The sequence below is a fragment of the Flavobacterium sp. NLM genome (genome assembly GCF_002210235.1).
Lineage (GTDB): Bacteria > Bacteroidota > Bacteroidia > Flavobacteriales > Flavobacteriaceae > Flavobacterium > Flavobacterium panici.
This window is the reverse complement of the sequence record NZ_LIAC01000010.1, coordinates 294,785-317,636: the sequence shown is the minus strand read 5'-3', so window position 1 is coordinate 317,636 and position 22,852 is coordinate 294,785. Positions and strand designations below refer to the sequence as shown.

22 protein-coding genes and 1 tRNA gene are annotated in these 22,852 nt (G+C 33.7%); 18 read left to right on the top strand and 5 right to left on the bottom strand.

All coding sequences use genetic code 11. The features are described from left to right. Positions 1 to 88 precede the first annotated feature (88 nt). Together yihA and APR43_RS14620 are read right to left on the bottom strand one after the other, a co-directional pair. Positions 89 to 721, bottom strand: a complete 633-nt coding sequence (gene yihA / locus APR43_RS14625; RefSeq protein ID WP_053472087.1) for a ribosome biogenesis GTP-binding protein YihA/YsxC — start codon at positions 719 to 721, stop codon at positions 89 to 91. 42 nt (positions 722 to 763) lie between these two features. Beyond that, a complete protein-coding gene (locus APR43_RS14620) occupies positions 764 to 1,528 on the bottom strand; it encodes an alpha/beta fold hydrolase (protein WP_053472088.1) in 765 nt (254 codons plus the stop codon). Between the two features lie 378 nt (positions 1,529 to 1,906). Between APR43_RS14620 and APR43_RS14615 the strand changes: the two genes are divergently transcribed. The 17 genes from APR43_RS14615 to APR43_RS14535 all read left to right on the top strand — a co-directional run bounded on the left by APR43_RS14615 (position 1,907) and on the right by APR43_RS14535 (position 20,048). After that, entirely contained in the window at positions 1,907 to 2,380 is a 474-nt protein-coding gene (locus APR43_RS14615; RefSeq protein ID WP_053472089.1) for a division/cell wall cluster transcriptional repressor MraZ, read from the top strand. Further along, positions 2,355 to 3,263 (top strand): 16S rRNA (cytosine(1402)-N(4))-methyltransferase RsmH, encoded by a 909-nt coding sequence (rsmH, locus tag APR43_RS14610; RefSeq protein ID WP_205720335.1) that lies wholly within the window; start codon positions 2,355 to 2,357, stop codon positions 3,261 to 3,263. The genes APR43_RS14615 and rsmH overlap by 26 nt, the downstream gene beginning before the upstream one ends. 18 nt (positions 3,264 to 3,281) lie before the next feature. Then, positions 3,282 to 3,629 carry an FtsL-like putative cell division protein gene (locus tag APR43_RS14605; protein WP_053472090.1) on the top strand — a complete coding sequence of 116 codons (348 nt, stop codon included), beginning with the start codon at positions 3,282 to 3,284 and terminating at the stop codon, positions 3,627 to 3,629. Beyond that, positions 3,620 to 5,635, top strand: coding sequence for a penicillin-binding protein (locus APR43_RS14600; RefSeq protein ID WP_053472091.1), 2,016 nt, complete (start codon positions 3,620 to 3,622; stop codon positions 5,633 to 5,635). The genes APR43_RS14605 and APR43_RS14600 overlap by 10 nt, the downstream gene beginning before the upstream one ends. Next, positions 5,632 to 7,095 (top strand): UDP-N-acetylmuramoyl-L-alanyl-D-glutamate--2,6-diaminopimelate ligase, encoded by a 1,464-nt coding sequence (locus tag APR43_RS14595; RefSeq protein ID WP_053472092.1) that lies wholly within the window; start codon positions 5,632 to 5,634, stop codon positions 7,093 to 7,095. Before APR43_RS14600 ends, APR43_RS14595 begins: the two co-directional genes overlap by 4 nt. A 100-nt stretch (positions 7,096 to 7,195) precedes the next feature. Then, positions 7,196 to 8,428 carry a phospho-N-acetylmuramoyl-pentapeptide-transferase gene (mraY, locus tag APR43_RS14590; protein WP_053472093.1) on the top strand — a complete coding sequence of 411 codons (1,233 nt, stop codon included), beginning with the start codon at positions 7,196 to 7,198 and terminating at the stop codon, positions 8,426 to 8,428. Then, positions 8,429 to 9,760: a UDP-N-acetylmuramoyl-L-alanine--D-glutamate ligase gene (gene murD / locus APR43_RS14585; protein ID WP_053472094.1), complete on the top strand. Its 1,332-nt coding sequence runs from the start codon at positions 8,429 to 8,431 to the stop codon at positions 9,758 to 9,760. Positions 9,761 to 9,849: 89 nt separating this feature from the next. Next, positions 9,850 to 11,169, top strand: coding sequence for an FtsW/RodA/SpoVE family cell cycle protein (locus APR43_RS14580; RefSeq protein WP_053472095.1), 1,320 nt, complete (start codon positions 9,850 to 9,852; stop codon positions 11,167 to 11,169). Positions 11,170 to 11,206: 37 nt separating this feature from the next. Then, positions 11,207 to 12,292: an undecaprenyldiphospho-muramoylpentapeptide beta-N-acetylglucosaminyltransferase gene (murG, locus tag APR43_RS14575; RefSeq protein WP_053472096.1), complete on the top strand. Its 1,086-nt coding sequence runs from the start codon at positions 11,207 to 11,209 to the stop codon at positions 12,290 to 12,292. A gap of 213 nt (positions 12,293 to 12,505) precedes the next feature. Further along, the gene (gene murC, locus APR43_RS14570; RefSeq protein ID WP_053472129.1) at positions 12,506 to 13,855 is read left to right on the top strand and encodes a UDP-N-acetylmuramate--L-alanine ligase; all 1,350 of its coding nucleotides are present in this window, start codon (positions 12,506 to 12,508) and stop codon (positions 13,853 to 13,855) included. After that, complete coding sequence (locus APR43_RS14565) at positions 13,842 to 14,564, top strand: cell division protein FtsQ/DivIB (RefSeq protein WP_053472097.1); 723 nt, start codon at positions 13,842 to 13,844, stop codon at positions 14,562 to 14,564. The genes murC and APR43_RS14565 overlap by 14 nt, the downstream gene beginning before the upstream one ends. A gap of 6 nt (positions 14,565 to 14,570) precedes the next feature. Continuing rightward, a complete protein-coding gene (gene ftsA, locus APR43_RS14560) occupies positions 14,571 to 15,977 on the top strand; it encodes a cell division protein FtsA (RefSeq protein WP_053472098.1) in 1,407 nt (468 codons plus the stop codon). Positions 15,978 to 16,069: 92 nt separating this feature from the next. Next, entirely contained in the window at positions 16,070 to 18,052 is a 1,983-nt protein-coding gene (ftsZ, locus tag APR43_RS14555) for a cell division protein FtsZ (protein ID WP_053472099.1), read from the top strand. 291 nt (positions 18,053 to 18,343) lie between these two features. Beyond that, positions 18,344 to 18,793 (top strand): GatB/YqeY domain-containing protein, encoded by a 450-nt coding sequence (locus APR43_RS14550; RefSeq protein ID WP_053472100.1) that lies wholly within the window; start codon positions 18,344 to 18,346, stop codon positions 18,791 to 18,793. An 80-nt stretch (positions 18,794 to 18,873) separates the two neighbouring features. Further along, positions 18,874 to 18,947: transfer RNA gene (locus APR43_RS14545), tRNA-Arg, on the top strand. A gap of 208 nt (positions 18,948 to 19,155) precedes the next feature. After that, positions 19,156 to 19,812: a TlpA family protein disulfide reductase gene (locus tag APR43_RS14540; RefSeq protein WP_053472101.1), complete on the top strand. Its 657-nt coding sequence runs from the start codon at positions 19,156 to 19,158 to the stop codon at positions 19,810 to 19,812. A gap of 35 nt (positions 19,813 to 19,847) precedes the next feature. After that, positions 19,848 to 20,048, top strand: a complete 201-nt coding sequence (locus APR43_RS14535; protein ID WP_205720334.1) for a YqaE/Pmp3 family membrane protein — start codon at positions 19,848 to 19,850, stop codon at positions 20,046 to 20,048. Positions 20,049 to 20,093: 45 nt separating this feature from the next. Here APR43_RS14535 and APR43_RS14530 read toward each other — a convergent pair whose 3' ends face one another. The 3 genes from APR43_RS14530 to APR43_RS14520 all read right to left on the bottom strand — a co-directional run bounded on the left by APR43_RS14530 (position 20,094) and on the right by APR43_RS14520 (position 21,675). After that, the gene (locus APR43_RS14530; protein WP_053472103.1) at positions 20,094 to 20,291 is read right to left on the bottom strand and encodes a hypothetical protein; all 198 of its coding nucleotides are present in this window, start codon (positions 20,289 to 20,291) and stop codon (positions 20,094 to 20,096) included. A gap of 30 nt (positions 20,292 to 20,321) precedes the next feature. Continuing rightward, positions 20,322 to 20,924: a dihydrofolate reductase family protein gene (locus tag APR43_RS14525; protein ID WP_053472104.1), complete on the bottom strand. Its 603-nt coding sequence runs from the start codon at positions 20,922 to 20,924 to the stop codon at positions 20,322 to 20,324. Between the two features lie 121 nt (positions 20,925 to 21,045). Next, complete coding sequence (locus APR43_RS14520; RefSeq protein WP_053472105.1) at positions 21,046 to 21,675, bottom strand: hypothetical protein; 630 nt, start codon at positions 21,673 to 21,675, stop codon at positions 21,046 to 21,048. Between the two features lie 197 nt (positions 21,676 to 21,872). Between APR43_RS14520 and APR43_RS14515 the strand changes: the two genes are divergently transcribed. Then, positions 21,873 to 22,781: a LytR/AlgR family response regulator transcription factor gene (locus APR43_RS14515; RefSeq protein WP_053472106.1), complete on the top strand. Its 909-nt coding sequence runs from the start codon at positions 21,873 to 21,875 to the stop codon at positions 22,779 to 22,781. The last annotated feature ends 71 nt before the right edge of the window (positions 22,782 to 22,852 follow it).

Below are 22,852 nucleotides of genomic sequence, written 5' to 3'. Positions count from 1 at the left end.
TTTTACAGGTTGGAGTTTGGGATTTTTTATATTTTAAAATTTAATCTTTTTATTGGATTTGGAATTTAAAAAATTGGAATTTAATTTTTTAAATCGAATCTAAAAAACCACTATTACTTTTAAAGACCTCCTGATTTACTTCATCTATATAAGTCAAAAGTTCTTCTTTTCCAATAGATTCTGTAGATGAGGTTACAAAATAATGCGGCATTTCGGCCCAATTGTTAGCATACATTTGTTTTTTGTAAGCCGCAATATGTGAATCAATTTTTACTTTACTGATTTTATCGGCTTTGGTGAAAATAATGCAAAACGGAATTTCGCTTTCTCCCATGTAAGACATAAATTCAATGTCAATTTTTTGAGCTTCATGACGAATATCAATCAAAACAAATGCACAGACTAACTGCTCTCTGTTTTCAAAATAATCCGTAATAAACTGCTGGAAAATTGATTTTGTTTTTTTTGAAACTTTAGCATACCCATAACCCGGTAAATCGACTAAAAACCAATTGTTATTGATTTTAAAGTGATTTATCAGTTGCGTTTTTCCTGGTCTTCCAGATGTTTTTGCTAAATTTTTATGATTGGTAATCATGTTAATCAAAGATGATTTACCAACGTTTGATCTGCCTATAAATGCATATTCCGGCAGAAAATCTTTCGGGCATTTTGATGCATCAGAATTACTGATGATAAATTCGGCGGTATTAATTTTCATATTCTTGTTTTTTAAAACCTCCTTAAAATCGAAAGTTAGAGGCTATAATTTCTGCTCAGTAAGCCATTTTTCAAGAATTTCATTAAATTCCTGAGGATGTTCCATCATAGCTGCGTGTCCACATTTGTCAATCCAATATAAAGTTGAATTTGGCAATAATTTATCAAATTCTTCGGCAACATTTGGCGGCGTTACAGAGTCATTTTTACCCCAAATAATACAGGTTTCAACTGTCATTTTTGGTAAATCTTTAGCCATATTATGACGAATAGCGCTCTTTGCAATCGTTAAAGTTTTAATCAGTTTGATACGATCGTTAGCTGTTGCATATACTTCATCAATAAGTTCAGGAGTAGCAATTTTTGGGTCATAAAATACATCTTCAGCTTTCTTCTTGATGTATTCATAATCACCTCTTCTAGGATAACTGTCTCCCATTGCACTTTCGTAAAGTCCAGAACTTCCGGTAATTACAAGTCCGGCTACTTTTTCAGGATATAATTTTGTGTGGTAGAGTGCAATATGACCTCCCAATGAATTTCCTAATAAAATAACCTTGTCAAAACCTTTAAAAGTGATGAAATCCTTAACGTATTTAGCAAAGCTTTTTACATTCGTTTTTAAAATGCTTTGTGTGTATATTGGCAAATCAGGGATAACAACTTTGTATCCTTTTGTTGGGAAATATTCTGCTACACCATCAAAGTTACTAAGGCCTCCCATTAACCCGTGTAAAATTACAATAGGGGTTCCTTCGCCAGCTTCAAAATAGCTGTATTTGCCTTCTTTTTTGTAGTTTTTGTCCATCTAGTTTAATGCCAATTTCAATTTCGACAAATATAGGGTTTAATAAATAAAAATGAATTTTTGCTGCCATTTTTTAACTACATAATTTTAGTCGAATATATAAGTGTTTAAAAATCAGCTTTTAGAGTGTGTTTTGTGATATTACGGAATTGTTAAAATCATTGCATTATAATTACTTTTTTAAGAGAAAGACTATTTATTTTTTTTAATTGTTAAAAGATTCAATTCTTAAACTGATTAATATCTAAAGTGTTGATTTGATAATAATTAAGTGAAGTGGTAGAAATGTGGTTAAACTTATTAACAAAGTGGTATTTAGTGGTAATATGTGGTAATTTTTTTTATATTTTTGCTGTATAACATGTTAAGTGGATTTTCTTGAACACAATTGTAGGAACATATGAGTGTAAAGTCGATGCTAAAGGGAGGTTAATGATACCTGCGCCTTTAAAAAAGCAATTGGCTTCTTCTCTTCAGGACGGTTTTGTCTTGAAGCGCTCTGTTTTTCAGCAATGTTTGGAGTTGTATCCAATGGATGAGTGGAATTTGATGATGGCGAAAATTAACAAGTTGAATCGTTTCGTGAAAAAGAACAATGATTTCATTCGCAGATTTACTGCCGGTGTAAAAGTGGTAGAGATTGATGCATTAGGAAGATTGTTAGTCCCAAAAGATTTGGTGACTTTTTCAGGTATTGCTAAAGATGTTGTTTTTTCATCTGCGGTTAATATTGTAGAGATTTGGGATAAAGATTTATACGAAAAATCAATAAGCGGCGAAGATATGGATTTTGCAGATTTAGCCGAAGAAGTAATGGGAAATATTAATGACGACGACAATGGAATATCATAATCCGGTTTTACTTCATCCAACAGTTGATGGTTTAAATATTAAGCTAGACGGCATTTACGTAGATGTAACGTTTGGCGGCGGCGGTCACTCAAAAGAAATTTTGAGACGTTTAGGACCAAACGGAAAGTTATTCGCCTTTGATCAGGATGAAGATGCTTTAGCAAATGCACTGCCGGACGAAAGATTTACTTTAATTAATGAGAATTTCAGATTTATAAAAAGATTTCTTCGTTTTCATGGTGTTAAATCGGTTGACGGGATTTTGGCAGATTTAGGAGTTTCATCACATCAGTTTGATGTTCCGGAAAGAGGTTTTTCAACCCGATTTGATGCCGAGCTGGATATGCGGATGAGTCAGAAAAATGATTTAAATGCTTATCGTGTGGTTAACGAATATGAAGAACAGGATTTACGTCGTGTTTTTTTTGATTATGGGGAGTTGAAAAACGCGCCGGTTTTAGCAAGAACAATAGTAGAAGCGAGAAGAGATTACCCAATCAAAACGACAGATGAATTAAAAGATGTTTTGAAGAAATTTTTACCAGAGAAAGTTCGAAACAAAATATTAGCTCAGATTTATCAGGCTATTCGAATTGAAGTGAATCAGGAAATGGACGTTCTAAAAGAATTTATTGAGCAATCGTTAGAGATTCTTAATCCGGGCGGAAGACTTTCAGTAATCTCATACCATTCTTTAGAAGACAGACTGGTAAAAAGATTTATAAAAAACGGAATGTTTGAAGGAGAGCCGGAAAGAGATTTTTTCGGAAATTTTTCAGTACCGTTCAAAACAATAGGAAAACTGATTGTTCCGGATGATGAGGAAATCAAAATCAACAACAGAGCAAGAAGTGCAAAATTGAGAATTGCCGAAAAGATATAATATATATAGGTAGAAAAAATGAAAGGTGGAGTATTCAGCATATTAAAAGCAAGGTTTCTAATAAACGATGACGCGGTAAAAAACTGGCGATTCATAGTTTTTATAATTCTGCTGGCCATTTTGATGATTGCAAATACACAGCGATACGAACAAAAGGTTTTTGAAATCGCAAAACTAAATAATGAAGTAAAAGAATTGAGATCTGAATTTGTAGATCGACGTTCAGAACTGATGAAGTTAAAAATGGAATCGACGATATCAGATAAAATGCTCGAAAAGCAAATTTATCCATCAACAGTTCCTCCAACAAAAATAGAAGTTAAAAAAGAAGAAGAAAAAAGTTTCTTTAAAAGAATATGGCAGTAGACGATAAACATATATCCTACAGAATTTACCTCGTAGCAGTTTTCATCTTTTTGATGGCAATTGCTATTGTTGTTAAATTAACCAATATTCAATGGGTTGAAGGAGATTATTACAGAAAACTGGCAAAACAGCGTACCGTTAGAAATTTTGTAATTCCGGCAAACAAAGGAAATATTTATTCTGCTGACGGAAGTTTACTGGCAACATCAATTCCGAATTATGAAATTCGTTTTGATGCAAAAGCGCCAAAAAAAGAAACTTTTGAAAAGTATGTAAAACCATTATCTGATTCTTTAGAAACGATTTTAGACAGACCATCAGGTTATTATGAAAAAGAATTAAGAAAAGCGCGAGAAAACAAAAATCGTTATTATTTGATTGCGCGCAATTTAAGTTATACCGAATATGTGAAAATTAAAGGTTTTCCATTATTCAATTTAGGCGCTTTTAAAGGCGGAATTATTGTAGAGCAGGAAACGGTTAGAAAACATCCGATTGGAAAAATTGCCGAAAGAACAATTGGTTACGACCGTATTGATCCCGCAACCGGAGTTGAAGTTGGAAAAGGAATCGAATGGGCTTTTAAAAGTTATTTGAACGGAAAAGACGGGAAAATTCTAAAACAAAAAATTGCAAAAGGGCAGTGGAAACCAATTCGAGATTTAAACGAAGTGGACCCAATTGACGGTTACGATGTGATTTCGACAATAGATGTTTTCATTCAGGATATTGCGCATCACGCATTACTAAAACAACTGGAAGATTACGAAGCAGATCATGGTTGTGTGGTAGTTATGGAAACAGAAACCGGACATGTAAAAGCAATTTCAAATTTAGGAAGAGCAGAAGACGGATCGTATTACGAAACAACAAATTACGCAATTGCAGAATCTCATGAACCGGGATCGACTTTTAAACTAGTTGATTTAATGGCGATTTTAGAAGACAAAGTAGCTGATACAAGTACAGTTTTCGATAGTCACGGAGGTCAGGTTAAATATTACGGGCGAGCTGTTAATGATTCGCACAAAGGTGGTTATGGGAAAGTTTCATTAGCTCGTGGATTTGAACTTTCGTCAAATACAGTTATGGTTCAGGCGGTTTATGAAAATTACAAAAGTAATCCGTCTAAGTTTGTGAATCATATCAATAGTTACGGATTAAATAAGACATTAGGATTGCATTTTAAAGGAGAAGGAAGACCATATATTCCACAGCCAGGTGACAAACATTGGTCAGGGACTACGCTTCCGTGGATGGCTTTTGGATATAATGTTTCGGTTACGCCAATGCAGACTTTGGCATATTATAATTCAGTTGCCAATAATGGTGTAATGGTAAAACCGCAATTTGTTTCTGAAATTAAAGAATGGAACAAAACCATCAAAAAGTTTGATGTTGAAGTAATAAATCCAAGAGTTTGTTCGCCGGAGACTATTAAAAAACTGAAAGCAGTATTGCTGAATGTGGTTAAAAAAGGAACAGGTTCTAAGTTGTATTCGAAAGATTTTTCGATGGCAGGAAAAACCGGAACGGCTCAGATGAATTATGGAGGAAAAGAAGGAAAATCAGCATTATATTATGCCTCTTCTTTCGTTGGATATTTTCCGGCAGATCATCCTAAATATTCTTGTATTGTAGTAGTTCATAAACCAAATACATCAAAAAATAATTATTACGGAGCAGATGTTGCGGGGCCGGTTTTTAAAAGAATTGCCCAAAAAATATTTACAGACGCGCCGTCAACAAATAAAATAAAACAACTGGATTCTAAAATTGCAAAACAAGAAAGCAGTTACGAGAAGTACGATGTAGAATCAAGAAAAAAATCAAATGCAATTCCTAATTTAAAAGGAATGCCGGGAATGGATGCCGTTGCTTTGCTTGAAAATCTTAATGTGAAAATTAAGGTAAAAGTAATAGGAGTAGGAAAGGTGAAAAAGCAGTCTATTCAGGCAGGAGAAACTATAAATAAAAACACAACTATAGTATTAGAATTATCGTGAAAATACTAAAAGACATATTATACAAAGTAGCTATCGAATCTGTAACAGGTTCTACAGAAATTGGCATCCAGAAAATTGAATTTGATTCCCGAAAAGTAGAGTCAAATGATATTTTTGTGGCCATTCGCGGTTCATTATCTGACGGACATGATTATATCGAAAAAGCAATTCAGTTAGGAGCAAAAGCTATTATTTGTGACACACTTCCTCAAAATATTGAGAAAGAAGTAACCTATATTCAGGTAAAAGACACTAATGCAGCATTGGCTTTTATTGCGGCTAATTATTTTGAAGATCCATCTTCAAAACTAAAATTAGTCGGCGTAACCGGGACAAACGGAAAAACAACAATTGCATCGTTATTATTTCAATTGTTTCAAAAAGCAGGATTTAAAGTTGGTTTATTATCAACCGTAAAAATCATGGTTGATGATACAGAATATCCGGCAACGCATACAACGCCAGATTCAATTACTATCAATCATTATTTAAATGAAATGATTGAAGCTGGAGTTACGCATTGTTTTATGGAAGTAAGTTCACACGGAATCCACCAAAAACGTACAGAAGCTTTGCATTTTGTGGGTGGGATTTTTACGAACCTTTCGCACGATCATTTAGATTATCACGCAACATTTGCTGAATACAGAGATGTAAAAAAATCATTTTTTGATTCACTGCCAAAAACAGCTTTCGCATTATCAAACATCGATGATAAAAACGGAACTGTAATGCTGCAAAATACGGTTGCAAGAAAGTTTACATACGCCCTAAAATCATATGCTGATTTTAAAGCAACAATTTTAGAAAGCCAATTATCTGGTTTATTATTAAAAGTAAACGACAATGAAGTTTGGGTAAAACTAATCGGGACTTTTAATGCCTACAATGTTTTGGCGATTTACGGAACTGCAGTTGAATTAGGAATGGATAGTTTGGAAGCATTGCGCTTACTGTCTGATTTAGAAAGTGTTTCAGGTCGTTTTCAATACATTGTTACCGATTCAAAAATAACAGCAATTATAGATTATGCACACACGCCGGATGCTTTAGAAAATGTTCTAAAAACGGTTGATGACATCCGTACAAAAAACGAACAATTGATTACAGTTGTAGGCTGCGGCGGAAACAGAGATAAAACAAAAAGACCAATTATGGCAAAAATTGCTACAGATCTTAGCGATAAAGCAATTTTAACATCAGACAATCCAAGAAACGAAGATCCTGAAGTGATTCTCGATGAAATGGAACAAGGTGTAGAAGCTCATAATTATAAAAAGATATTGAGAATTACGGATAGAAAACAAGCTATTAAAACCGCTTGTCAATTGGCACAGCCAAATGATATTATTCTGATTGCCGGAAAAGGGCATGAAACCTATCAGGAAATAAATGGTGTTCGCCATCATTTTGACGATATGGAGACTGTAAAAGAAATTTTAGACCAACTAGGAAAATAACAAAATGAAAATTCCAAATTCCAAAATCCAATATAACGTTGGAATTTGGGATTTAAAAATTGGAATTTCATTCAAAATTGGAATTTAAAAAATAGAAAATATGCTGTACTATTTATTTGAATATTTTGACAAAACATTAGATTTACCAGGAACAGGAGTATTCCAGTACATCACTTTTAGATCGGCTTTAGCATTTATGCTTTCATTGCTTTTGTCAACTATTTATGGTAAAAGGGTGATTAACTTTTTGCGCCGCCAGCAAGTTGGAGAAACAGTTCGTGAACTTGGTTTAGCAGGTCAAAACGAGAAAGCGGGTACACCAACAATGGGTGGATTGATTATTATTTTTGCTACATTAATTCCGGTTTTTCTATTTGCAAGACTTCATAATATCTATATCGTATTGCTTATTGTAACTACTTTATGGATGGGAACTATTGGTTTTGTTGACGATTATATCAAAATATTCAAAAAAGACAAACAAGGACTAAAAGGAATTTTCAAAGTAATTGGTCAGGTTGGTCTTGGGATAATAGTTGGAGCAGTTTTATATTTTAATCCAGCTGTGACAGTAAGAACAGATACAGGCCGTACAGATGTTTTTAAATCAAATGTTAGCACAACGGTAGTTTTGCCTGCACCGGTTGAAGAAAAATCGACAGCAACCACTATTCCTTTCGTAAAAAATAATGAATTTGATTATGCTGAAGTTTTATCATTTATGGGAGAAGGATATGAAAAATGGGCTTGGCTGATATTTATTCCAGTTGTAATTTTTATTATCACAGCAGTTTCAAACGGAGCAAATTTAACAGATGGAATCGATGGTCTCGCAGCCGGAACTTCCGCAGTCTCGGTACTCGCACTAGGAATATTTACGTTTGTTTCAGGAAATATCATTTTCTCCAACTATCTAAATATAATGTACATACCCAATTCGGGAGAAATGACCGTCTTTATATCTGCTTTTGTTGGAGCTTTAATTGGATTTCTTTGGTACAATTCATTTCCGGCATCCGTATTTATGGGAGATACAGGAAGTTTGACCATTGGAGGAATCATTGCCGTTTTAGCTATTGCAGTTCGTAAAGAAATATTGATTGTTTTATTCTGCGGAATTTTCCTTGCCGAAAGTGCTTCAGTAATTATTCAGGTAACTTATTTTAAATATACGAAGAAACGCTTTGGCGAAGGCCGAAGAATTTTCCTGATGTCGCCATTGCACCATCATTATCAGAAAAAAGGATATCACGAAAGTAAAATTGTGACCCGTTTCTGGATTGTTGCTGTAATGTTAGCCATATTATCAATCGTTACTTTAAAATTAAGATAAATGAGATTAGTGGTATTAGGAGGAGGAGAAAGTGGGGTTGGAACCGCCATTCTCGGAAAGAAACAAGGTTACGATGTTTTTGTATCTGATTTTGGAAAGATAAAAGAAAGCTATAAAGAGGTTCTTATCATTAATAAAATTGCCTGGGAAGAAGAACAGCATACTGAGGATTTGATTCTAAATGCTGATGTGGTGATGAAAAGCCCCGGAATTCCAGATAAATCTCCGATAGTTAAAAAGTTGATTGAAAAAGGAATAAAAGTAATTTCGGAAATCGAATTTGCCGTCCCTTATACAGAAGCAATGACAATTGGAATTACTGGAAGTAATGGTAAAACAACAACAACAATGCTCACGTATCATTTGCTTAAATCGGCCGGACTCAATGTAGGTTTGGGAGGAAATATAGGGAAGAGTTTTGCCTGGCAGGTAGCCGAAAATAAATTCGACGCATACGTTCTTGAATTAAGCAGTTTTCAGTTAGACGGAATAATAGAATATAGGCCGGATATAGCAATAATAACGAACATAAGCCCGGATCATTTAGATCGATACGAATATAAATATCAAAATTATATCAATTCGAAGTTCCGAATAACGATGAACCAAACCGAAAGCGATTATCTCATTTATGATGCAGACGACGAGGCAAGCGCAGAATGGTTAAAAAACAATAAAACAAAAGCAAAATTAATTCCTTTTTCTCTGACAAAAAGTTTTGACGAAGGAGCTTCTATAAATAACAACAAAATGGAAATAAAGATCAACCAAGAAGAGTTTACAATGGAAACAGAATACATTGCGTTAGAAGGAAAACATAATATGAAAAACGCAATGGCAGCAAGCTCTGTAGCAAAATTGATGCAAATTAGAAATGCAACAATTCGTGAAAGTTTATCTAATTTTCAAGGTGTTGAACACCGTTTAGAGAAAGTATTAAAAATCCAGAATGTACAATACATCAACGATTCTAAAGCGACAAACGTAAACGCTACTTTCTTTGCTTTAGACAGTATGAATGTTCCAACCGTTTGGATCGTGGGTGGAGTTGATAAAGGAAACGATTACAACGAATTAATGCCATTGGTTCGTGAAAAAGTAAAAGCCATTATTTGTCTTGGAGTTGATAACCATAAAATTATTAGCGCTTTTGGAGATGTTGTTGATATTATGGTTGAAGTGAATAATATGAACGACGCTGTAAAAACAGCTCAAAAATTAACTGAAAAAGGCGACGCTGTTTTATTGTCTCCAGCCTGCGCAAGTTTCGATTTATTCGAAAACTACGAAGACAGAGGGAAGCAATTCAAGCAAGCGGTTCATAACTTGTAGAAAATAGTTTAAAGTTTCATGTTTCAGGTTTCAAGTTCGATGCCTAAAATTTGAAACCTGAAACAAAAGAAACCTGAAACAAAACAACAATGAAGGAGCTAGTTAACAAACTAAAAGGAGATAGGGTAATATGGTCATTCGTGGCCCTATTGGCGTTGTTTTCGTTTATGCCTGTTTTTAGTGCGAGTAGTAATCTGGCGTATATCGGTCATGGAACCGGAAATACATTGGGTTATCTGGTAAAACATTTGGCACACGTTTGCATCGGTTTCCTAATTATTTACTGGGTTCACAAAGTACCGTATCATTATTTTAGAGCCATTTCAAAAATTGCACTTCCGGTAGTTTGGTTATTGTTATTATATACCTTATTAAAAGGAACTGTAATTGCAGGAGCAAATGCAAGTCGTTGGATTCAGGTACCGTTCATTGGAATTACGTTTCAAACATCAACATTAGCGGCAAGCGTATTGTTTATTTATGTAGCCCGTTATTTGTCAAAAACCAAAGAAGAAAATGAGCCGTTTCAAACCTCATTTGTTCAGCTTTGGGTTCCGGTGTTTATTACTTTGGCATTAATATTACCAGCCAACTTTTCAACCACAGCGTTGATTTTTGCAATGGTAATGATGCTGACATTTATTGGTAAATATCCATTAAAATATATTGCTTTTATCATTGGGTCAGGAGTTGCGATGTTAGCCTTTTTCCTTTTGGTAGCAAAGGCATTTCCAGAATCAAGATTCTTCAGCAGGGTATCAACATGGGAAAGTCGTATTATGAACTTTACCACAGATAAGCCAGACGAAGATGATTATCAAATTGAAAAAGCAAAAATTGCAATTGCATCTGGAAGATTAGGCGGATTAGGTCCTGGAAAAAGTGTTCAAAAGAACTTTTTACCACAATCATCTTCGGATTTTATTTACGCGATTGTAGTAGAAGAATATGGTTTAGTAGGCGGCGTTTCAATCTTAGTGCTGTATTTATTGTTATTGTTCCGATTTGTGATTGCGTCGCATAAAGCCAATACATTATTCGGAAAACTAGTCGTCGTCGGACTCGGATTTCCAATGATATTTCAGGCCATGATTAATATGGCGGTTGCAGTAGAATTGCTGCCGGTAACAGGACAGACGCTTCCGCTGATAAGTTCTGGAGGAAGTTCCATCTGGATGACTTGTTTTTCACTTGGAATCATCATTAGTGTAACCAAGAAAGACGAAGAAATCGCCGAAGAACAAGAAGAAAAAGAAAGAAGAAAAGAAGCACTTCAAAGATTAATAGATAAAGAATTGGCAGAAGAAGATTTGCCGGTTGATGAAAGAGAAGAAATTTACGAAGAAGAAGCGATGTATTCAATTCAGGATAATTCAAGAAATCCGATGAATGCAGTTTTAAACAAATAATAAAGGATAAATAGTTTAACGATAACTATTACGAGATATGACAAAGTATAAATTCATACTAAGCGGAGGCGGAACAGGTGGACATATCTATCCTGCAATTGCTATTGCAAATGAATTAAAATTACAATTTCCTGATGCTGAATTTCTTTTTGTAGGTGCCAAAGATAAAATGGAAATGCAAAAAGTACCTCAGGCAGGTTACGAAATAAAAGGTCTTTGGATTGCTGGTTTACAAAGAAAATTAACCTTGCAAAATATGATGTTTCCTCTAAAATTAGCAACAAGTTTGTTAGAATCAAGAAGAATTATCAAACAATTTAAACCAAATGTTGTAATAGGAACGGGAGGTTTTGCCAGCGGACCATTATTACAGGCAGCAGGAGGAGCAGGGATTCCAACAGTAATTCAGGAACAGAACTCTTTTCCGGGAATCACAAACAAACTGCTAAGCAAAAAAGCAAATGCAATTTGTGTGGCCTATGAAAATTTAGAACGCTTTTTTCCAAAAGATAAAATCGTTTTAACAGGAAACCCGGTTCGTCAGGATTTAATTGATATTGATAATAAACGAGATGAAGCAATTGCTTTTTATGGTTTAGATCCAAATAAAAAAACATTGCTGGTGCTGGGCGGAAGTTTAGGCGCAAGAAGAATCAATCAGTTAATTGAAAAAGAATTGTCAAATTTTCTTTCGCAGGATGTTCAAATCATCTGGCAGTGCGGAAAATTATATTTTGAAGATTATAAAAAACACAATCAGCAAAACGTAAGAGTTGTTGATTTTATTGAAAGAATGGATTTTGTTTACGCTGCCGCAGATGTAATTATTTCAAGAGCAGGAGCATCATCAGTTTCAGAATTATGCATTGTAGGGAAACCGGTAATTTTTGTTCCGTCACCAAATGTAGCTGAAGATCATCAAACAAAAAATGCACAGGCCATTGTCGAGGCTAAAGGCGCGATTTTGTTGAAAGAAACTGAATTAGACAGCGAGTTTAGCATTGTTTTTGAAGCGCTGCTGAAAGATGATGGAAAACAAAAACAATTGAGCGCAAATATTAAAAAACTGGCAAAACCAGATGCGACAAAAGTAATTGTAGAAGAAATTAAAAAGTTGTTATAATATAACTTTTTATAAAAATTATGAAACATCCAAGGAATTGCACAATGTTATTTTAGGCAATTTGGTCAAATAAGAACAAGAAAAATACAAAGACTTAATTACTAGTTTTTTATAAAATTAAAAGCAGTAAATAAGTTTTGAAAAAAACAGAATTTAAAGAGTAAAGTTTTAAGGCTTAAAGCCTAAAGCCTAATGCTTAAAGCAAGAATCAAAATGAATTTAAATCAAATACAAAACGTTTATTTTATTGGCATCGGAGGAATCGGAATGAGTGCCTTGGCCCGCTATTTTAAATATATCGGGAAACAAGTTTCAGGTTACGATAAAACACCGTCAATGCTGACAAGTGAATTAATTGAAAGTGGTATTGATATTCATTTTGAAGACAATATTGGTTTAATTCCGTCTGATTATTATGTAGAAAATACGCTGGTGATTTTTACACCTGCAGTTCCAAAAACACATTCAGAATGGAATTATTTCATCGAAAGAAATTACGAAATTAAAAAGCGTGCCGAGGTTTTAGGGATTATCACCAAAGACACTTTTAGTTTCGCAGTTGCCGGAACACACGGTAAAACAACAACGTCAAGTATTTTAGGACATATTCTATACGAAAGCGGTGCAGATGTTACAGCATTTGTGGGTGGAATTGTAGAGAATTATAATTCTAATTTAATTGGAACCGGAAAAACGGTAACCGTTGTAGAAGCCGACGAATTTGACCGTTCGTTCCTGCATTTACATCCAAATATTGCCTGCGTAACCTCAATGGACGCTGACCATTTGGATATTTACGGAACAAGTGGTGCTATTGAAGCTTCGTTTGTGGAGTTTGCTTCGAAAGTTGAAGATAAAAGCAAATTATTTATAACTAAAGAATTGCCTCTTGACGGAGTTCAATGTGCTATAAATGAAGATGCTGTATACAAAGCATATAATGTTCGAATTGAAGATGGAAGTTATGTTTTTGACGTGCAGACGCCATCAGAAATTATAAAAGACCTTCATTTTGGGCTGCCAGGAAAACACAATCTTATGAATGGTTTAATGGCTATTGCGATGGCAAAAACTTATGGTACCCCAACCGATGCCATCGCAAAAGCTATTGCCTCGTTTAATGGAATCAGAAGACGTTTTTCGTATCAGATCAAATCTGAAAAATTAGTTTATATAGATGATTATGCGCATCATCCAACAGAAATAAATGCTGTTCATCAAGCAGTTAGGGAATTATATCCGGGACGTAAAGTTTTGGCGATTTTCCAGCCGCATTTGTTCAGCAGAACAAGAGATTTTGCCGACGGATTTGCCGAAAGCTTATCTCAGTTTGACGAAGTGTTTTTAATGGATATTTATCCGGCACGCGAATTACCGATGGAAGGGATTACATCGCAATGGCTGTTAGGAAAAATGACCAATTCGAACAAAAAAATTGTTGCAAAAGAAGATTTATTAGCGCAGATTAAAGCCAGTGATGCGCCAATAATTGTAACAATAGGAGCTGGTGATATTGGTGAAATGGTACCGTCAATTAAAAAAATGCTAAATGAAAATATTTAATTGGACAAATATTCGATTAGTACTCATTTTAGGGCTTGTTCTTTTTTTATATTCTTTCGCACAACATCGAAACGGAGATAGAAAATTGAAAAAATCCATGGTTGTTTTTGTAGGAGAAAATACGCTTTTTGTAAAACCGGAAATAGTTAATAAATTGTTGATAGAAAATAAAAGGGACGCTTCCAGTATTAGAAAAGATGAAGTAGATTTGAATAAGATAGAAAAAAACCTTGATACGCAAGACATGATTGAGAAGTCAGATGTTTTTGTAAGTATCGACGGTGTTCTAAAAGCGGTAGTAAAACAGAAGACACCAATAGCGCGAGTTTATGATGGTGATCGCTCTTTTTATATTGACTATGAGGGAAATAAAATGCCCTTGTCAGATAATTTTACGGCGCGAGTTCCTCTTGTTTCAGGGGCAATAAATGAAAAAAATAACGAAGATTTAGCTGCTTTATTTCGCACAATTTACGACGATGCGTTTTTGAAAAAAAACATCATTGCGATACAAATTATGCCTAATGGCAGCCTAAAAATGTTTAACCGAAACTATGATTACTTCATAGATTTTGGTCGTACAATGAATGTTGATAAAAAATTTAGAAACTATAAAGCGTTTTTTCAAAAAGCAGTTTTAGATAGTTCGTTATATAAATACAGCAAGATTGACCTTAGGTTTACGGAACAAGTAGTTTGCACAAAATAATAGAAAATGGAAAAAGATAACATTGCAGTAGGTCTAGATATTGGAACGACAAAAATAGTTGCCATGATAGGCAAGAAGAACGAATATGGCAAACTTGAAATTTTGGGTATTGGGAAATCCAAAAGTTTAGGTGTTGCGAGAGGTGTTGTAAACAACATTACGCAGACTATTCAATCGATTCAGCAAGCAATACTTGAAGCAGAAAACAATTCAGGTTACAAAATAAAAGATGTTGTAGTGGGTATCGCCGGACAGCACATCAGAAGTATTCAGCATACAGATTACATCAGCCGTAATAATCCGGAAGAAGTAATTGGCGAAAAAGATATTCAGCTTTTAATCGATCAGGTAAATAAACTGGCGATGTTACCGGGAGAAGAAATTATTCACGTTCTGCCGCAGGAATTTAAAATCGACGGACAGTCTGAAATAAAAGAACCAATCGGGATGTACGGCGGAAGATTAGAATCTAGTTTTCACGTTGTAGTTGGACAGGCTTCTTCAATCAGAAATGTTGGAAGATGTATTCAGAGTTCAGGGATCGAATTATCAGGACTGACATTAGAACCATTAGCTTCGGCAGATGCCGTTTTAAGTCAGGAAGAAAAAGAAGCTGGAGTTGCGCTTATCGATATTGGTGGCGGAACAACAGATTTAGCCATTTTTAAAGACGGAATTATTCGTCATACCGCTGTAATCCCTTTTGGAGGAAATGTAATTACAGATGATATTAAAGAAGGCTGTTCGATTATCGAAAAACAAGCAGAGCTTTTAAAAATAAAATTCGGATCAGCATGGCCGGGAGAAAATAAAGACAACGAAATTGTTTCTATTCCTGGTTTAAGAGGCAGAGAGCCAAAAGAGATTTCGCTTAAAAACTTATCTAAAATTATTCACGCCCGTGTAGTGGAAATTGTAGAGCAGGTTTTTGCAGAAATCAAAGCTTACGGACACGAAGATCCCCGCAAAAAATTAATTGCAGGAATCGTTCTTACAGGTGGTGGAGCTCAGCTAAAACATATTAAACAATTAGTGGAATATATTACTGGGATGGATACCAGAATAGGATATCCAAACGAGCATTTAGCAGGAAACTCAAGCGAAGAAATTTCAAGTCCGTTATTTGCAACCGCTGTTGGATTAGTAATGAACAGCATTGAGAACAGCACACAAAGCGCAATTAGAATGGAAGTAGTAAACGAACAGCCAAAAGTTGTTTATAGAAACGTTCCTCCGCCGGTGCAGCGATACGAAGTTGAAGAAAACTACGTTGAACAAGTAGAAACTTTTGAAGAGCCAAGAGAAGTGAAAACGACAAAGGTTGCAGCAGAATCTACAGAAACAAAAATAAGAAGATCATTTTTTGATAGATACGTCGATAAAATCAAAGATTTTTTAGACAACGCTGAGTAAATATAAGCCGAATAATAAGAGAAAAGGATTACTTTTTGCCCCAAGTCAAGAAGTAAAAAATGTACTAAATAAGAATTTCAAAAACCAAAAAGATGATGAGCAACTCAGAATTTGGAAGTATTTCATTTGATTTACCGAAAAATCAATCAAATGTAATCAAAGTAATAGGTGTAGGTGGAGGTGGTAGTAACGCGATTAACCACATGTTTAAGCAAGGCATTAAAGGTGTAGATTTTATCGTTTGTAATACCGATTCACAAGCATTGCAAAATAGTTCAGTACCTAACAAAATTCAGTTAGGTATGAATTTAACAGAAGGTTTAGGAGCAGGAGCAAATCCTGATGTAGGACAACAGTCTGCTATTGAAAGTATCGCCGACATTGAAAAAATGTTAGACCGTGGTACTAAAATGGTATTTATTACTGCAGGTATGGGTGGAGGAACCGGTACTGGTGCCGCTCCCGTAATCGCACAATTAGCAAAAGAAAGAGAGATCCTTACAGTAGGTATCGTGACAATTCCGTTTCAGTTTGAAGGGAAAGTACGTCAGGAGCAAGCCTTATTGGGAATCGAAAAATTACGTAAACAAGTTGACTCTTTAATCGTAATTAATAATAATAAATTAAGAGAAGTTTACGGAAATCTTGGCTTTAAAGCAGGATTCTCAAAAGCGGATGAAGTTTTAGCAACTGCCTCTAGAGGTATTGCTGAAGTAATTACGCACCACTATACTCAAAATATCGATTTACGCGATGCTAAAACAGTTTTGGCAAACAGCGGAACGGCTATTATGGGATCTGCTGTGGCAGAAGGAGAAAACAGAGCAAAAGATGCGATTGTATCTGCATTAGATTCTCCATTATTAAATGACAATAAAATTACAGGAGCCAAAAACGTATTGTTGCTTATCGTTTCTGGATCTAACGAAATAACGCTTGACGAAATCGGAGAAATCAATGATCACATTCAGGCAGAAGCAGGTTACAACGCAAATATTATCATGGGAGTTGGTGAAGACGAAACTCTTGGTGAAGCTATTGCTGTAACCATTATTGCTACTGGTTTTGATGTTGAACAACAAAACGAAATCGTTAATACGGAGCCTAAAAAAATCATTCACACGTTAGAAGATGAGCAAAGATCTGTTCATAATTTAACGAACAGACCACTTACTTCTTTTGATTTAAATGCAGAGACACCAATTGCAAAAACAGAAGACAAAGTAGTTTTTGATTTAATGGAAGATACGGTTGCTCCCGTAATTCAAACTCCAGTTGCACCGGTAACAACGCCAACAATTAATCAGGAAGAATTGGTAGTGATGTCTGAGTTTATTAAAAACCTTGACGTGACTTTTGAAATCGTTTCGCCAATTACAGATATTGATTTTAAAATTTCAACTCCGGCCGCAGTTGTTCAGGAAGTAAAACCTGTACAACAGCAAAGAACTTTTGAAAGAGAAGAACAAACGACTTTTTCATTTGATTTACCGCTTTTCAAATCTGAGCCAGAAGCGAGAAGAGAGCCAGCTGCAGAGCAGGAAAATAAAATCATGTTTGAATTAACAAACGAAACTCGTAATATTAAAGTAAACGATCCAGTTTCATTTGTTCCTGTAACAGAGCTTTCTGATAACGGAATTATCAAATATTCGTTAGAAGAATATATGGAAGTTGAAAACGAATTAACAGCTTCTAAACCAGTTGAAAAAGTGATCGAAGATACAGTTCCTGAGGAATTGAATATTACTTTAAAACCAAGAGTAGATTTTGCAAGTCAGCCTGATTTTACAACAACTTCAGAAGTTTCTCCAATGGAATTAACAATTGAGGAAACACTTCGTTTAAGAGCTGAAGAAAGAAGAAAGAAACTAAAAGAATTTAATTATAAATTCCACAATAACGTTTCAAGAATCGATGAGTTGGAAAAAGAGCCGGCTTATAAAAGATTAGGAATCGATTTATCGAATTCTCAATCAAACAATACAAATTCAAGAATTTCGGTTGGAACAGATAGTAACAACGATTTGCAATTGCGTTCAAACAATTCATTTTTGCACGACAACGTAGATTAATTTTACAATCATAATATTAGGATAGCCCGAAAATTGGATTTAATTTTCGGGTTATTTTTTTTATCTTCGCACAGAATTTAGAAATTTGACTTTTAAATTAGTATTTTAAAGACAATATTGTCACCCTGAGCGAAGTCGAAGGGCTTTTTGTCGGAAAGGGCTTCGACAAAGTTTATCCTGAGCGGAGTCGAATGGACTCAGCCTGACAACTAGAATATTATTTAAAATAAAAAAATACCTGGTTAATAATCAATTTATAAGCACTAGCTTATTCAAATAAAAAAATAAAAGATGAGTTTACAAACACAAATCATGGAAGAGATTAAAACTGCCATGAAAGCAAAAGATACAGTAGCATTAGAATCTTTAAGAGCAATTAAATCTGAATTATTATTAGCTTCAACTGCTTCTGGATCTAAAGAAGAATTATCAGAAGACGAAGAAATTAAATTACTTCAAAGATTAGTTAAAACTCGTAAAGAAAGTGCAAGAATCTTTACAGAACAAAACCGTCCTGATTTAGCTGAACCAGAATTGGCTCAGGTTGCGGTAATCGAGAAGTTTTTACCAGCACAGTTAAGTGAAGAAGAGGTAGAAGCTGTAGTTGCAAAAATTATCGCTGAAACCGGAGCTTCTGGAATTGCTTCAATGGGTAAAGTTATGGGGTTAGCATCTGCTCAATTAGGCGGAACTGCTGAAGGAAAAACTATTTCTACAATTGTGAAAAAATTACTTTCTTAGTAAATTCCAATATTTAAATTCCAAATTCCAAGTTTAAGATTGGAATTTGGGATTTAAAAAAAATTGAATTTTAAATATTTGACCGCGTAGTTCAACTGGATAGAATATCAGATTTCGGCTCTGAGGGTTGGGGGTTCGAACCCCTCCGCGGTCACTAAAAAAGGAAAGCCTGCAAAATATTATTTTGCAGGCTTTCCTTTTTTATAGTTCGAAATCCATTATCGTCTTTAATTTTTAAACCTAAATTTATATTCTATTAGTAGAGTAAAACAATTACTTTGTTTCTATTTTTCGTTTGTATATTGATTTCTAAAATAATTAATTAAATTACAGTACTTTAATAGCACAAATCAAACTTAATTATGATTAAAATTAAAACCATTCTATTTTTATTATTTATTTCAAATTCAATATTGGCTCAAACTAATTTTTTTAAAATGCCTGATGGTACAATCTTGGATGAAAAAATTTTCAATAGGAAAAAAAATGATATGATTGAAACAGGAAATATAAATGTTGGAGTAGAAGCAGGCATTATAAGAAATGATTCAATCATAAAAGAGGTTAAATTAGATTATTTAAATCCATTTGCGAAACATAAAAAGAAAATTGGTACTGCATTTGAAATTCAAAAATTCAAAAATAAGGAAGGTAAAAATTATGATGAAAATTATCTAAAAGGTAAAGCATCATTAATTAATTTTTGGTCCATAAATTGTGAACCTTGTATTAAAGAATTCCCTGATTTGAACAGAATTAAGCAACAGTTTAATAATTCAGTGAATTTTGTGGCTATTACAGTTGATAGTTCTGTAGATGTCGAGAATTTTATCAAAAAGCATAAATTTGATTATGACCAGATTACAGATTCATTATTTCCACTTCTTAATGAATTAAAAATAAATGCTTTACCAATGACTATTATATTAGATAAAAATGGTATCATTTTAAATGTCTATGGAGGGTTAATTACAGACAACGAAAATGAAGTTATTGAAACATTGAAAAATTCATTATAATACAACTATTTTAATCATTAATAAAAACAATATTTATGATGACACTAATTGCAATATTTTTTCCGTCCCTTTCTTTTTTATTGAGAGGTAAAATTTTCACTGCCATTATCTGTTTAATTCTTCAGATAACTTTGATTGGCTGGATTCCTGCTGCAATTTGGGCTGTGATTTCTTTACAAAATTCAAGAGCAGACAAACGCAATGAGAAATTGATAAAAGCGACGAGAGCCAGGTAAACAAACTTTTACTTTTAAACGGAACGTGAAAATCTTAAAACTTAGTTATTTCTCAGATCGTTTTTTTCTAAAGCCTTTAATCAAAACAATAATTGAAAACACAAAAACAATACTATAAACAATAGCCAGTGCCGGTTTTTCAAATTTTAGTGTTTCAAAGTCAAATTGCTTATACAGCGCTGCGCCTAAAATGATAGCTACAATACTAAAAGTAAATACTGGTACATTGTTTTTGTTCTCCATGGTTTTGATATTTTGGTTTATAAAGGTTAATTATTTAATAGTTTTTCCGGCATTTCCTGTTTTCACTTCTCCGGCTCGTTTATAACTGGCTAAAATAACTCCGGTTGTAGTAACAGTACTTTCTGTTAAAGTAAATCCTGACGGATGCGCAGTATTGTCAAACAGCTTTTTTCCTTTGCCAAGCAGAAGCGGATGAATTTTTAATTTGAGTTCATCAACCAAATCATTCTTTAAAAGTAAATGAATAAGCTCACTGCTTCCCCAAACCTGAATGTCCAATCCTTCTGAAGCTTTGAGTTTCTTGATATCGGCCAGACTTTTGATGAAATTAGAATTTTTCCAATCTGATTTTTTTCTGGTTTTAGAAAAAACGTATTTATTACCTTCATTAATTCCCGGCCAAAATTCTGTGTTTTTAGGCCAGTACTCTTCCCAGATTTCAAAAGTCTTTCTGCCTAAAAGATAATCGGCAGGTTTTATTTCATTAGCCACAGCTTTACTATAAACTTCGTCACCAAATGGTGCTGTCCAGCCGCCAAATTTAAATCCATCAGATTTATCTTCTTTCGGTCCGCCCGGAGCCTGCATAACCCCATCTAGCGAAATCATTGACAAAACAATTATTTTTCTCATAATATATTGATTTTGTGGATATACAAATTTAATTAACTACACAGAAATATTGATAAACTAAGAAAATATAATCGTAAAAAAGCTTTTCGATTTTGTCTTTATTAAAATTAACAGAAGTAAATCATCTTAAGTTTGAATAATCTGTTTTTTGGCTAACTTCATTATAAAATTGAGCTTTTTGGTACGTGTTTTCAATAGGCTGATCTATGTTTTTAATTTTATCCCTGATTACAATTATCATATATAAAATTAAGATGAAAGTTATAAATAAGCCAAAAATATTTAAAAGCAGCATCCCAATGCCATGTTCATCAACTTTTTCTTTTGCGTAGTCATATTCTACTTCGGCATCAATTTGATTAACATCTGGATCTTCCGGCAAATAATGTACTGTCAAGTATTTAATTAGTCGGTTAGGATCTTTTGGAATAAATTCTTCGGTTGTGAATTCATTATTATAAACTTTGTCCTTTATTTTAAAGCTGTATTTAAAATCATATGAATATCTATAATAATTACCACTTGTAATTTGTGTTGTGACATAATTATCGTCAAGTTTTGCAAGTACAGTTTTTCCGTTTTTTAATAAATTTTCTATTTTGTTTTTATAATGCCTGTCTCCATAAATTCTGTCGTATGTATTATTACAACAAATTGCGAATAGTATCAGTAATACAAATAAGAATCCTAAATTTTTAAGTAAAAAAATAACTTTTATTAGAGGATCAGCTGAGGATTTTTTTTGGTTCATTTTATAGTTTATAGGTTATGTAAATTTGAGGTCTATTTAATGTTTATTCGTTTTAAAAATGGTATTTCTGGCAGGCCAATATAAGAAATGTTTGCCTAAATAATGACTCTGTTACATTAAGAAACAGAAACCAATATTCAATCCAGCTTCCTGAAGATTTTTCGTATTTTTAATGCCAGACAAAAACAGCTTTAACAATGGGATTTTACATAAACAAAGAACATTTGATTCATGATATTGAATATCCTGCGAGATATCAATCAAAAAATCTGCTTAAAAGCGTTACGATTGTTTTTGCTTTAATATTAATGTTTCTTTTACTATTCAGGCCTTTTGGAGTTTATGATCCGGAAATGAGAATGCATTATTTTTTTATTTGTTTTCTTCACGCCTTATCACCCGCATTAATCCTGTTTATATATTTTGAGGGACTTAATTATATCAGAAAAAGAAAAAACGAAACCGAAAATTGGACTTTACTCAAAGAATATTCTAATATTGGAATAATACTTGTTTTAGCAGGTTTGTCGAGTTTTTTCATGCGTGATTTGATTTACAACAATGCCGGCAATTGGTCATGGCGTTATTTATGGGAAGAAATCAGAAATTGTTTTGTTGCAGGTGTATTTTTCTATCTTTTTCTAAGATTATCCAGCTTTTATTTTGAATCAAAAAAAGGCTCTCCGTTTGTACTACAATTTACAAAGCTAAATATTGAATCAAAAACAACAGACCTTCAGTCAAAACTTTATGTCAATACTCAGGTTAAGCAAGATGATTTTAGTCTGGACATAGACGAATTATTGTTTGTAAAAGCCGATGGGAATTATATCGAATTAACAAAATCAAACGGGTCTGAGATTACTACAGAATTAAAACGAATTTCTCTAACCCAATTTGAAACCCAAATAACCGCTTATCCTCATTTTTTTAGATGCCATAGAACCTATTTAGTCAATATGTTTAAGATCGAAAAAATAGCAGGAAATTCTCAAGGATACTTATTATCGTTTAATGAAACAAATGTAAAAGTTCCCGTTTCCAGAAAACAAATCGATAGTTTTAACAGCTGTTACGATCAACTTCGAAGCAAGTATACTGCCTAAGCTTGTTGTTCGTCACAAAAGCTAGTTACTGATAACATGTACGCTTACAACCTTTTTTTCTTGTTGTAGGT

Bases quoted from the DNA above. Each gene is read 5' to 3' on its own strand.
- yihA (WP_053472087.1), bottom strand. From the start codon at position 721: ATGAAAATTAATACCGCCGAATTTATCATCAGTAATTCTGATGCATCA.
- APR43_RS14620 (WP_053472088.1), bottom strand. From the start codon at position 1,528: ATGGACAAAAACTACAAAAAAGAAGGCAAATACAGCTATTTTGAAGCT.
- rsmH (WP_205720335.1), top strand. From the start codon at position 2,355: ATGACGACGACAATGGAATATCATAATCCGGTTTTACTTCATCCAACA.
- APR43_RS14605 (WP_053472090.1), top strand. From the start codon at position 3,282: ATGAAAGGTGGAGTATTCAGCATATTAAAAGCAAGGTTTCTAATAAAC.
- APR43_RS14600 (WP_053472091.1), top strand. From the start codon at position 3,620: ATGGCAGTAGACGATAAACATATATCCTACAGAATTTACCTCGTAGCA.
- mraY (WP_053472093.1), top strand. From the start codon at position 7,196: ATGCTGTACTATTTATTTGAATATTTTGACAAAACATTAGATTTACCA.
- murD (WP_053472094.1), top strand. From the start codon at position 8,429: ATGAGATTAGTGGTATTAGGAGGAGGAGAAAGTGGGGTTGGAACCGCC.
- APR43_RS14580 (WP_053472095.1), top strand. From the start codon at position 9,850: ATGAAGGAGCTAGTTAACAAACTAAAAGGAGATAGGGTAATATGGTCA.
- murG (WP_053472096.1), top strand. From the start codon at position 11,207: ATGACAAAGTATAAATTCATACTAAGCGGAGGCGGAACAGGTGGACAT.
- murC (WP_053472129.1), top strand. From the start codon at position 12,506: ATGAATTTAAATCAAATACAAAACGTTTATTTTATTGGCATCGGAGGA.
- APR43_RS14565 (WP_053472097.1), top strand. From the start codon at position 13,842: ATGAAAATATTTAATTGGACAAATATTCGATTAGTACTCATTTTAGGG.
- ftsA (WP_053472098.1), top strand. From the start codon at position 14,571: ATGGAAAAAGATAACATTGCAGTAGGTCTAGATATTGGAACGACAAAA.
- ftsZ (WP_053472099.1), top strand. From the start codon at position 16,070: ATGATGAGCAACTCAGAATTTGGAAGTATTTCATTTGATTTACCGAAA.
- APR43_RS14550 (WP_053472100.1), top strand. From the start codon at position 18,344: ATGAGTTTACAAACACAAATCATGGAAGAGATTAAAACTGCCATGAAA.
- APR43_RS14540 (WP_053472101.1), top strand. From the start codon at position 19,156: ATGATTAAAATTAAAACCATTCTATTTTTATTATTTATTTCAAATTCA.
- APR43_RS14535 (WP_205720334.1), top strand. From the start codon at position 19,848: ATGATGACACTAATTGCAATATTTTTTCCGTCCCTTTCTTTTTTATTG.
- APR43_RS14530 (WP_053472103.1), bottom strand. From the start codon at position 20,291: ATGGAGAACAAAAACAATGTACCAGTATTTACTTTTAGTATTGTAGCT.
- APR43_RS14525 (WP_053472104.1), bottom strand. From the start codon at position 20,924: ATGAGAAAAATAATTGTTTTGTCAATGATTTCGCTAGATGGGGTTATG.
- APR43_RS14520 (WP_053472105.1), bottom strand. From the start codon at position 21,675: ATGAACCAAAAAAAATCCTCAGCTGATCCTCTAATAAAAGTTATTTTT.
- APR43_RS14515 (WP_053472106.1), top strand. From the start codon at position 21,873: ATGGGATTTTACATAAACAAAGAACATTTGATTCATGATATTGAATAT.